This window comes from Rhodosalinus sp. (assembly GCF_046542825.1).
Classification (GTDB): domain Bacteria; phylum Pseudomonadota; class Alphaproteobacteria; order Rhodobacterales; family Rhodobacteraceae; genus Rhodosalinus.
The window spans coordinates 23,404-32,538 of the sequence record NZ_JBKHAQ010000021.1; the positions used below are offsets into that span (position 1 = coordinate 23,404).

7 protein-coding genes are annotated in these 9,135 nt (G+C 71.9%); 1 reads left to right on the top strand and 6 read right to left on the bottom strand.

Features of this window, described 5'->3' with window-relative positions; all coding sequences use genetic code 11:
* Nucleotides 1-30: 30 nt before the first annotated feature.
* From upp to asnB, 6 genes are all read right to left on the bottom strand, one after another.
* A complete protein-coding gene (upp, locus tag ACLFOB_RS04735; RefSeq protein ID WP_410916861.1) occupies nucleotides 31-663 on the bottom strand; it encodes a uracil phosphoribosyltransferase in 633 nt (210 codons plus the stop codon).
* Nucleotides 664-795: 132 nt separating this feature from the next.
* On the bottom strand, nucleotides 796-1,773 hold the full coding sequence (locus ACLFOB_RS04740) for an adenosine deaminase (RefSeq protein WP_410916853.1): 978 nt from the start codon (nucleotides 1,771-1,773) through the stop codon (nucleotides 796-798).
* On the bottom strand, nucleotides 1,770-2,981 hold the full coding sequence (locus ACLFOB_RS04745) for a phosphopentomutase (RefSeq protein WP_410925165.1): 1,212 nt from the start codon (nucleotides 2,979-2,981) through the stop codon (nucleotides 1,770-1,772). The genes ACLFOB_RS04740 and ACLFOB_RS04745 overlap by 4 nt, the downstream gene beginning before the upstream one ends.
* Complete coding sequence (locus ACLFOB_RS04750; protein WP_410925167.1) at nucleotides 2,978-4,282, bottom strand: thymidine phosphorylase; 1,305 nt, start codon at nucleotides 4,280-4,282, stop codon at nucleotides 2,978-2,980. Before ACLFOB_RS04750 ends, ACLFOB_RS04745 begins: the two co-directional genes overlap by 4 nt.
* Nucleotides 4,283-4,675 (bottom strand): cytidine deaminase, encoded by a 393-nt coding sequence (locus tag ACLFOB_RS04755; protein WP_410916856.1) that lies wholly within the window; start codon nucleotides 4,673-4,675, stop codon nucleotides 4,283-4,285.
* A gap of 218 nt (nucleotides 4,676-4,893) precedes the next feature.
* Nucleotides 4,894-6,411: an asparagine synthase (glutamine-hydrolyzing) gene (asnB, locus tag ACLFOB_RS04760; protein WP_410925169.1), complete on the bottom strand. Its 1,518-nt coding sequence runs from the start codon at nucleotides 6,409-6,411 to the stop codon at nucleotides 4,894-4,896.
* Between the two features lie 266 nt (nucleotides 6,412-6,677).
* Here asnB and ACLFOB_RS04765 point away from each other — a divergent pair, with 266 nt between their 5' ends.
* Entirely contained in the window at nucleotides 6,678-8,957 is a 2,280-nt protein-coding gene (locus ACLFOB_RS04765; RefSeq protein ID WP_410925171.1) for an NADP-dependent malic enzyme, read from the top strand.
* Nucleotides 8,958-9,135: the final 178 nt, after the last annotated feature.

Sequence of the window (9,135 nt, forward strand, 5' to 3'; positions counted from 1 at the left end):
CCGCGCCCGCGAGTAAAGTGTTGCGATCTCTCATTTTGTCCCGAACATGCGATCGCCGGCGTCGCCAAGGCCGGGCACGATGTAGCCCTTCTCGTTCAGGCGCTCGTCGAGCGCGGCCGTGACGATGGGCACGTCCGGGTGCGCCTGGGCCATTCGCGCGACCCCCTCCGGCGCTGCGAGAAGACAGAGAAAGCGGATGTCGCTTGCGCCGCGCTCCTTCAGCAGATCGATGGCCTTGACGGAGGAATTTCCGGTCGCGAGCATCGGATCCAGAACGATCACCAGCCGCCCCCCGAGCCCCTCGGGCACCTTGAAATAGTACTGCACCGGCTGCAGCGTCTCCTCGTCGCGGTAAAGGCCCACGAAGCCAACCCGCGCCGAGGGAATCAGCTCCAGCACGCCGTCGAGCAGGCCGTTGCCCGCCCGCAGGATCGAGATCAGCGCCAGTTTCTTGCCCGCAAGCACGGGCGCCTCCATCTCGGACAGCGGGGTTTCGATCAGGCTCGTCGTGAGGCGCAGTTCGCGCGTCACCTCGTAGGCCAGAAGCTGGCTGATCTCGCGCAACAGCTGCCTGAAGCCTGCCGTCGAGGTCGTCCTGTCCCGCATGTGGGTCAGTTTGTGCTGCACCAGCGGGTGGCTGACGATGGTGAGTTGTTCTGGAATGCTCCGGTCGGTCATGGGGGCGTGATTCCTTCTGCGATGCGCCCTCTTTCGTAAGCCCGGTGCGCGGCGGCGCAACCCGCCTGGCACAGCGGCGCGGCGACGGACCGGGGCGTCGGCAGGCGCTCGCGCCTGTCAGCCGAGACGCGCAAGCAGCCCGTCGCGCAGCCCCTCGTCGCAGAAGGCCGCGCGCGCCGCCGTGCGGTTGATCTCGGCGAAGTCGGCCTCGTCCCAGCCGAAGGCATCGTGCAGCACCTCGTATTCGCGCGGCATGTCGGTGTGAAAGAAGGGCGGATCGTCGGTCGAGACCGTCACCGGCACACCCGCATCGCGCAGCTGTGCGATGGGGTGGGCGCGCGCCGAGGGGTAAAGCCCCAGGGCGAGGTTGGAGCCCGGGCAGACCTCCAGCACCGTGCCCCGCTCGGCCAGACGGGCGACGAGCGCCGGGTCCTCGATCGCACGGACGCCATGGCCGATGCGCGTGACGCCAAGCTCCAGCGCCTCGGCGACCGACTGCGGCCCGGCCCATTCGCCCGCGTGGGTGGTCAGCCCCAGCCCCGCCTCGCGCGCGCAGTCGAATGCCCAGGCATAGTCGCCCTGCCGGCCCACGCCCTCGTCGCCGCCCATGCCGAAGCCGGTGATGAAATCCCCCGCCGTCTCCGCGGCACAGATCGCAACGGGCTTCGCCCGCTCCGGCCCGAAATGCCGGATGCAGGTCACCACGCCGCGCATCGTGATGCCGTGCGCGCGCTGGGCCTCTGCCGCCGCCTCCTGCATCGCGGCGAGATAGTCCCGCCAGGCGGCCACGTCGCCGCCGCCGCAGAAATCGGGGCTGAGAAAGGCCTCCGTGTGGATCACGCCCGCCGCCGCGCTGCGCTCCAGCACCGCCGCGACGAGGCGCGCGTAGTCCGCGGGCGAGGTCAGAACGCTGGTCGCGGCCTCGTAGACCTGCAGGAAATGCGGGAAGTCGCGGAAGGCATAGGAGCCGTCCGGGCGGAAGATGCCCGACAGGTCGAGATGCTTCTCGGCCGCCAGCCGGCGCACGAAACCGGGGGGCGCGGCGCCCTCCAGATGCAGGTGCAGTTCGATCTTCGGCACGTCCGCCAGCGTCACAGAAAGCTCCTTCCCGGTCCTCGCGCGGGCACGCCCAGATGCGCGGCCACGCTTGCCGCCACGTCGGCGAAAGCGATCAGTCCCGCGCTGCCCTGCCCCGCCCCGGCGCAGAGCACCGGCACCCGCTCGCGGGTGTGATCGGTGCCGGCCCAGGTGGGGTCGTTGCCGTGATCGGCGGTCAGGATCAAGAGATCATCCTCGCGCAGCCGCGGCAGCAGCCGCCCGATCCCGGCGTCGAACCATTCCAGCGCGCGGGCATAGCCGGCGACGTTGCGGCGATGCCCCCAGAGGCTGTCGAACTCGACGAAATTGGCGAAGGTCAGGCTGCCCTCCGGCGCACCCTCGATGCAGTCGGCCAGATGCGCCATCAGTTCCGCATCCGTGCCCTTGCGCACCTCGTCGATGCCCGCCATCGAAAGGATGTCTCCGATCTTGCCCAGCGCGATCACCCGGCCGCCCGCGTCCTGCACCCAATCGGTCAGCACCGGCTCGGGCGGGGCGATGGCATAATCGCGCCGGTTGCCCGTCCGCGTGAACCCGGTCTCCGGGTCGCCGACGAAGGGCCGCGCGATGACCCGCCCCACCCGCATGGCATGCAGGCGCGGCGCAAGCCCCGCGCAGAGCGCCAGCAGCCGGTCGAGCCCGAACGCCTCTTCATGCGCGGCGATCTGGAACACGCTGTCGGCAGAGGTGTAGCAGATGGGCCAGCCGCTGCGCAGATGCTCCGCCCCCAGCCGTTCGACGATCTCCGTCCCCGACGCGTGGCAGTTGCCGAGGATCCCCCCGGTCCCGGCCAGCCGGCACACATCGGCCACCAGACCGGCGGGAAAGGCCGGCTGCGTGTCGGGGAAATAGGTCCACTCCCAGGGCACTGGCAGGCCGGCTAGCTCCCAGTGCCCCGACGGCGTGTCCTTCCCCGGGCTCGCCTCCGTCGCCGCGGCCCAGAGCCCCTCGGGTGCCGCGTCAAGCCCCGGCGCCGCCCGACCGCTCGCCAGCCGCACCGCCGCCCCCAGCCCCAGCCGGTCCAGCACGGGCACGTGCAGCGGGCCGCTGCGCCCCGCCTCGGCCTCTCCCCGCGCGCAGGCCTCGGCGATATGGCCCAGGGTGTTCGCGCCGGTATCCGGCACGCCCCCGCTGAAGAATGCCGCAGCATCCGGCGCGCCGCCGATGCCCACGCTGTCCATCACGATCAGGAACGCCCGCGTCACGGCCCCACCCGCGCATGCACCATCGGCGGCGCCTCGGGCGCCGCACCCAGCCGGATCGCCGCACGCACGGCCTGCACCGCCGCTTCCGCCTGCGCCTCCCGCGCGGCGTGGACGCGGGCCAGTGCCTGGCCGCGCTCGACCCGCGCGCCAAGCTCGACCACCTCCGACAGCCCCACCGCCGGATCGACCCGGTCGCGCTCCACCCTGCGCCCGCCGCCCAGGTCCACGACGGCAAGCCCCAGCGCCTCGCCGTCGATGGCGGCCACATGGCCGGCCTCCGTGGCCGTGATCTCGCGGATCACAGGCGCCTCCGGCAGAAAGCGCGCCCAGTCCTCGACGAAGGCCACCGGCCCGCCCATCGCCGCCACCATCCGCCCGAAACGATCCGCCGCCGCGCCGCTGCGGATCGCCTCGGCAATCCGGCCCGCCCCAGCCTCCGCGTCCGCAGCGAGCCCCGCAAGCGCCAGCGCCTCGCCGCCCAGCGCCGCGCTGACCTCGAAAAGCCGCCCGCGCGCCCCCCCGGCCAGCACCCGCAGCGCCTCTGCCACCTCCAGCGCATTGCCCAGCGCCGGCGCGACGGGCTGGCTCATGTCGGTGATCAGCGCCGAGGTCCGGCAGCCAGCCGCGTTCGCCGTCTCAACCAGCGCCGCCGCCAGCGCTTGGGCCTCGTCGCGCGTCTTCATGAAGGCGCCCGCGCCCAGCTTGACGTCGAGCACCAGCGCCTGAAGCCCCGCGGCCAGTTTCTTCGACAGGATCGAGGCGGTGATCAGGTCCAGGCTCTCGACCGTGCCGGTCACGTCGCGCACCGCGTAAAGCCGCCGGTCCGCGGGCGCGATCTCTGCCGTGGCCGCCGCGATCGCACAGCCCGCGCGCGCAACCACCTGCCGAAGCTGGCGCTCCTCCAGGTCCACGCGCAGCCCCGGGATCGCCTCCATCTTGTCGAGCGTGCCGCCGGTATGCCCCAGCCCCCGGCCGGAGATCATCGGCACGAGGGCGCCGCAGGCGGCGAGCGCGGGCGCCAGCACCAGGCTCACGCAGTCGCCCACGCCGCCCGTGGAATGCTTGTCCACAACCGGCGCACCCGCGTCCCAGCGCAGCACCCGCCCGCTGTCGCGCATCGCCAGCGTCAGAACCCTGCGCCCCTCGGGCGTGAGCGGCGCGCGACAGACCCCCATCGCGAAGGCCCCCGCCTGCGCATCCGACATCCGCCCGTCCGCCAGCGCCGCCGCGGCCCAGGCCAGCGCCGCTTCCGACGGCGCCTCGCCCCGGCGCAGCGCCGCAAGGAGCCCCCGTGCCTCCATTCAGCCGGCGGCCATGTGATCCGGCCCGAAGGCGCCCGGCAGCAGCTCACCCAGCGTCATCCGACGCTCCGCGCCCGCCACGGTCGCCATCACCACCACCACCTCCGGCGGCGCGAACTCGGCCAACCGCTGCCGGCAACCGCCGCAGGGGCTGACCGGCACGGGCGCATCCGCCACCACATAGACCTCCGCGATGCGCGTCTCCCCCGCCGCCACCATCGCGGCGATCGCCCCCGCCTCGGCACAGGTGCCCTCCGGGTAGGAGACGTTCTCGACGTTGCAGCCCACATGCAGGCCGCCACCTGCGCCGCGCAGCGCGGCCCCCACGGCGAACCCCGAATAGGGCGCATGCGCCCGCCCGCGCACCGCCAGCGCCGCCTCGCGCAGATCCATGGCCATCTCCCGTCCAGAAACCGGACCCCAGTCTTGGGGCGGGCGCGATCCCGTTGCAAGGGCTCGGCGCGCCCCGGTCGGTCAAGGGCCGCGCCGCTCCCGGTCCTTCCTCTTGCCCGAAATACCCCGGGGGAGTCGCGCGTCCCGCGCGACGGGGGCAGCGCCCCCTCCGCACGAAGTGCCAGACGCCGTGCGGCCGCAAGGCCGCGCCGCCCGGCTCACGCCGCGGTGACGCGCGATGCGCTCTCCCATGTGCCCGCGTTCTGCAGGATACGCTCGGGCGTCTCGAAGGCCGCGCGCAGCAGCCGCTCGTAGAGCGCAGCCTCGGCCGCGCGGTCGAGCGGCGCCTCGGCGCCGGAGACGATCATAAGCGCCTCCTCCAGCGCGGCCACCGTGCCCGAGCCCTCGTCGAACTGAGCCTTCTTCCGCCAGACGAGCGCCTCCGGCAGCAGGTCCGCGACCGCCTTGCGCAGGATCCATTTCTCCGTCGTCTCGCCGGTGCTTTCCACCGCCTCCGGGTCGGTGCGCCGCATCTTGAGCGTTGCCGGGATCGACTGCGCGAAGTCGATCAGGTCGCGGTCCAGGAACGGCGTGCGTGCCTCCAGGCTCTCGGCCATGGTCACCCGGTCCACCCGCTGCAGGTTGATGTTGTGCATCGCGTTGAGCGAGCGGGTCAGTTCCTGCGCCAGTTCCTGCGGGTGGTCGGCGTAGCCGTGGTGGTAGGTGTAGCCGGCAAAGAGTTCGTCAGCCCCCTCCCCCGTCAGCACCGCCTTGACGTGGCGCGCCGCGAGGCGCGCCGCGAAATGCGTCGGGATCGCCGAGCGCACCAGGTCCACGTCGGCGCTTTCCAGGTGGTAGATCACATGCGGCAGCACGCGGGCCACGTCCGCGGCCGTGAACACATCCTCGTAATGGTCCGAGCCGATGTGCGCGGCCACCTCGCGGGCGGCGCGCAGGTCGTCGCTGCCCGCGGTGCCCACCGCGAAGGTCTTGAGCCGGTAGGGCGCGAGGCGCGCGGCCAGCGCCGCGATGATCGAGCTGTCGAGCCCGCCGGACAGGAAGCTGCCCACCTCCACGTCGGCGACCATCCACTTCGCCACCGCCTCTTCCAGCACCAGGCGCAATTCGCCCGCGACCGCCTCGATGTCGAGGCCCGGTTCCTCCTCGGCCGCGCCGTGCGGCGTGCGGTACCACTGCCGCATCCCGTCGTGGCTGTCGTAGAGCATCCCCGGCGGGATCGATTCGACGTGATCCACCTCGATCCCGTCGAAGGCCTTCAGTTCGCTGGCGAAGGCCAGGCCCTCGCCGATCCGCGCCATGTAGAGCGGCTTGATGCCCAGCGGGTCGCGCGCCGCGATGATCCGGGTCTTCGTCGCCAGCACGAAGGCGAACATGCCGTCGAGCTTCGCGATCCAGCGCAACTCGCCCGTGCGGAAGAGATGCAGGATCGACTCGCTGTCGCTTTCGGTCTCGAAGGCCGATTCGCCCAGGATCGCGCGCAGGTCGGCGTGGTTGTAGATCTCGCCGTTGGCGACCAGCAGATCGCCCTTGTCCCAGATAGGCTGGCGCCCGTCCTCCGGCCCGATGATCGACAGGCGGCAGTGCGCCATCACCACCGGTGCGCCCTGCCCGCGCACCACCTCGACGGCATCGGGCCCGCGGTGCGCGATCTTCGTCACCATCTTCTGGGCCAGATCCTCGTCACCGATATTCCACAGGCATACAAAACCGCACATCGCTCCGCTCTCTCGCTGCGCCCCGCAAACCGCCGCGGGGCCGGGCGCGGGCGTCCGGCCGGATCGGGCGGCGATATGGGGCTGGGGCTGTTCGTGTCTTCTAGGGTAAGGGCTGCCGCCCCGCACGCAAGAGCGCGCACGACGGATTCGCGGCATGAAGCGTCGTTTCCGGACTGTTCCGCCGCGCCGGACGCAGGCGCCGCGCCCGTTGCGCCCCCCGCCGAACTGAAGGACAGTGCGCGCGGCAAACCGGGAGGAGCCCGCCCATGACCGACAGCACGCGCGAGGCGCTGCGCGCCGCGGCGCTGGCCTATCACGCCGAGCCGAAGCCGGGAAAGCTCGAGATCCGGGCGACCAAGCCGCTGGCCAACGGCCGCGACCTCGCGCGCGCCTATTCGCCCGGCGTGGCCGAGGCCTGTCTCGAGATCGCGGCGGACGCGACGGCGGCGGCGCGCTACACCACGCGCGGCAACCTCGTGGCCGTCGTCACCAACGGCTCTGCGGTGCTCGGGCTGGGCAACATCGGGGCGCTGGCCTCCAAGCCGGTGATGGAGGGCAAGGCGGTGCTCTTCAAGAAGTTCGCCGGCATCGACTGCTTCGACATCGAGGTGAACGAATCCGACCCCGCGCGGCTGGCCGAGATCGTCTGCGCGCTGGAGCCCACCTTCGGGGCGATCAACCTGGAGGACATCAAGGCGCCCGACTGCTTCATCGTCGAACGGCTCTGCCGCGAGCGGATGAACATCCCCGTCTTCCACGACGACCAGCACGGCACCGCCATCGTCGTGGGCGCCGCGGCCACCAACGCGCTGCGCGTGGCCGGCAAGCGGTTCGAGGACATCAAGGTTGTCTCGACAGGCGGCGGCGCGGCGGGCATCGCCTGTCTCAACATGCTGCTCAAGCTGGGCGTGCGGCGCGAGAACATCTGGCTCTGCGACATCCACGGGCTTGTCCACGAGGGGCGGGAGGTGGACATGAACCCCGAAAAGGCCGCCTTCGCGCAGGCCAGCGACAAGCGCACGCTTCCGGAGGTGATCGAGGGCGCGGACCTCTTCCTGGGGCTGTCGGGGCCCGGAGCCCTGGCGCCCGAAGACGTGGCGCAGATGGCCGATCCGCCGATCATCTTCGCGCTGGCCAACCCCGAGCCCGAGATCATGCCGGAAGCGGCGCGCGCCGTGGCCCCCGACGCGATCATCGCCACCGGGCGCAGCGACTACCCCAACCAGGTCAACAACGTCCTGTGTTTTCCCTTCATCTTCCGCGGCGCGCTCGACGCCGGCGCGACCGAGATCAACGACGCCATGCAGATCGCCTGTATCGAGGGCATCGCGGAGATCGCGCGCCAGACCACCAGCGCGGAAACCGCCGCCGCCTACCGCGGCGAGGCGCTGACCTTCGGGCGCGACTACCTGATCCCCAAGCCCTTCGACCCGCGGCTCTCGGCCGTGGTGGCGACCGCCGTCGCCAGGGCCGCGATGGACAGCGGCGTGGCGGCACGGCCCATCGACGACCTCGACGCCTACAGGCGGCGGCTCGAGGCCAGCGTCTTCCGCTCCGCGCTGCTGATGCGGCCCGTGTTCGACGCGGCGGCCACCGCCCGGCGCCGCATCGTCTTTGCCGAGGGCGAGGACGAGCGCGTGCTGCGCGCGGCGCAGGCGATCCTGGAGGAAACGACCGACACCCCCATCCTGATCGGCCGGCCGGAGGTGATCGAGCGGCGCGCGGAGCGTTATGGCCTCGACATCCGCCCGGGCCGCGACCTGCAGATCGTGAACCCCGAGAACGACCCGCGCTACCGCGACTACTGGCAGACCTACCACGAGTTGATGGCGCGGCGCGGCGTGACGCCCGATCTCGCGCGCGCGATCATGCGCACCAACACCACTGCGATCGGGGCGGTGATGGTGCACCGGGAAGAGGCCGACAGCCTGATCTGCGGCACCTTCGGCGAATATCGCTGGCACCTGAACTATGTCACGCAAGTGCTTGGCCGCGGCGGATTGCGGCCGCATGGCGCCCTGTCTCTGATGATCCTCGAGGACGGGCCGCTCTTCATCGCGGACACCCATGTGCACGCCGAACCCGACCCGGCGCAGATCGCGGAGGTCGCGGTGGGCGCGGCGCGGCACGTCCGCCGCTTCGGCCTGACGCCCAACATCGCGCTCTGCTCGCAGTCGCAGTTCGGCTCGATGGCCGAGGGGACCGGTGCGCGCATCCGCGAGGCGCTGGCCGTGCTCGACGCGCAGGAGGCCGATTTCGCCTACGAGGGCGAGATGAACATCGACGCGGCCCTCGACCCCGAGCTGCGCGCGCGGGTCTTCCCCGAGAACCGGATGCAGGGCGCGGCCAACGTGCTGGTCTTCGCCCATGCCGACGCGGCCTCGGGCGTGCGCAACATCCTCAAGATGCGGGCCGACGGGCTGGAGGTCGGGCCGATCCTGATGGGGATGGGCAACCGCGCGCATATCGTGACACCCTCGATCACCGCGCGCGGGCTGCTCAACATGGCCGCGATCGCCGGCACGCCGGTGGCGCACTACGGCTGACACTCCCGAAAGGGGGGCCGCAGGGGGCCGCCGGCCCGCCCTGTCCCTGACGCGGGACAGCGCCGGAGGATGTCCGTTCGGCAAACCGGGTCGCGGCGCGCCTGGTCCCGGCGGGCATCCGCGACGCGTGCATCCGGCCGGACAGCCGGGTCCGACGCGTCACGGCGTCATGGCACGT

Bases quoted from the DNA above. Each gene is read 5' to 3' on its own strand.
- ACLFOB_RS04765 (WP_410925171.1), top strand. From the start codon at position 6,678: ATGACCGACAGCACGCGCGAGGCGCTGCGCGCCGCGGCGCTGGCCTAT.
- asnB (WP_410925169.1), bottom strand. From the start codon at position 6,411: ATGTGCGGTTTTGTATGCCTGTGGAATATCGGTGACGAGGATCTGGCC.
- ACLFOB_RS04750 (WP_410925167.1), bottom strand. From the start codon at position 4,282: ATGGAGGCACGGGGGCTCCTTGCGGCGCTGCGCCGGGGCGAGGCGCCG.
- ACLFOB_RS04755 (WP_410916856.1), bottom strand. From the start codon at position 4,675: ATGGATCTGCGCGAGGCGGCGCTGGCGGTGCGCGGGCGGGCGCATGCG.